The organism is Stenotrophomonas maltophilia group sp. RNC7 (genome assembly GCF_030910085.1).
Lineage (GTDB): Bacteria > Pseudomonadota > Gammaproteobacteria > Xanthomonadales > Xanthomonadaceae > Stenotrophomonas > Stenotrophomonas sepilia.
The window spans coordinates 1-1,412 of sequence record NZ_JAVFVN010000610.1; the positions used below are offsets into that span (position 1 = coordinate 1).

Genomic DNA, 1,412 nt, shown 5'->3' on the forward strand with positions numbered 1-1,412 from the left:
ATGCCGTCTTTGAGATTATAAAGTCTAATTACTTAGTAGAAAATGAAGTAAAAAGTATACAGCAGCTACAAAAAGGTTTGTCTTCAATTATTACAGAGGCGAAAGAGACAGGAAAATTAAACAGTCAATGGGATATACATATTATCACTTCTACTATTATGAGTACTTATTTTTATACATTAATGTCCCATTCACTATTACATGCTAATGAAATAAACGCGAAAAATACACTCAACCAACAATTAGATGTTGTTTGGGAAGGGATCAATCAAAAGTGATAGAGGGCTATATTACTAAGCCCTCTTCTTACGATGCGCCCTCCCTCCTTCTCTCCAAAAATGTAATGCTCTCAATCACAACTTCCGTTATATATATTCTCTTTCCTTGATTATCCTCGTAATTCCTCGTATGAATACGTCCAGTAATTCCAACAAGTGAACCTTTCGTACAATATTCAGTTACATTCTCAGCTGACCTTCTCCATACGACGCAATTAATAAAATCTACTTGCTGCTCACCTAAGCTATTTCGAAAACCTCTATTCACCGCAACACATACTCGTGCATACGCGACGCCTTGCTTTGTGTAGTATAATTCTGGCTCCTTTGTCAATCTACCGATTAATACAACTCGATTCATCATAAGTTATACCACCTCTCATATTTTTCTTCATTGTAAAGAAAAATATATGAAGGGTAAAAAGCTTAAAATAATATACTTTATAATAAAAAATATATTTTTATACCTTATAAAAACTAAAAAGAAACCTTACATACTTTAAACATGTAAGGTTTCAAAAAATTATACTTCACTGCATGAAATGTAATATCCTCCGCGGGCCATCTTTACTTCCGCACGATATAATACTTCTTCTAAGTAGAAAGTTATCGGTTTTACTTTACTCTCAAATTTCAGTTGTTCATTACATTCAGCTGCATAACTTTCAATAGCTGAAGTAATAACTTCTCCCGATGGATACGTTAAAGCATCATCTAGTTCTATGAAAAAACTTTTAGAAAATAGTTTTTTCATAATCCCTTTCTTCTCTTTCATCATATTCCATCCCCTTCAATTTAAGGTTACCAACATCCATATTATACCACATCATCAATATATCTTTGAAAATAAAAAATCCTGCATTTTTCACGCAGGATTTTTTTATTAGTCATTTTTCGTAAAGTAAGAAACGAAACGAAGAATTTCTAAGTATAACCATACTAATGTAAGCATTAGTCCCATTGCAGTGTACCACTCCATATATTTCGGAGCTTGACTACGTACACCATTTTCGATTAAATCGAAATCTAGTAATAAGTTTAATGCAGCAACTACGATAACAACTGCACTAATAATAATACCGATCGTACCACCTTGGTGAATGTACGGAACAGTTACACCAAACATGTTTAGTA

4 protein-coding genes are annotated in these 1,412 nt (G+C 32.9%); 1 reads left to right on the forward strand and 3 read right to left on the reverse strand.

The genetic code is table 11. The features are described from left to right. Positions 1-278: hypothetical protein (locus RCF13_RS11715; RefSeq protein ID WP_308141201.1), on the forward strand; the 278-nt coding region annotated here is incomplete at its 5' end. A gap of 28 nt (positions 279-306) precedes the next feature. Here the strand turns inward: RCF13_RS11715 and RCF13_RS11720 are convergent. The 3 genes from RCF13_RS11720 to RCF13_RS11730 form a co-directional block, all read right to left on the reverse strand. Next, positions 307-642 (reverse strand): single-stranded DNA-binding protein, encoded by a 336-nt coding sequence (locus RCF13_RS11720; RefSeq protein WP_000982033.1) that lies wholly within the window; start codon positions 640-642, stop codon positions 307-309. A gap of 159 nt (positions 643-801) precedes the next feature. After that, positions 802-1,053, reverse strand: a complete 252-nt coding sequence (locus RCF13_RS11725; RefSeq protein WP_308141202.1) for a DUF4318 domain-containing protein — start codon at positions 1,051-1,053, stop codon at positions 802-804. Between the two features lie 108 nt (positions 1,054-1,161). Then, positions 1,162-1,412, reverse strand: a 251-nt coding sequence (locus RCF13_RS11730) for a Bax inhibitor-1/YccA family protein (RefSeq protein ID WP_308141203.1), incomplete at its 5' end; no start/stop codon positions are given.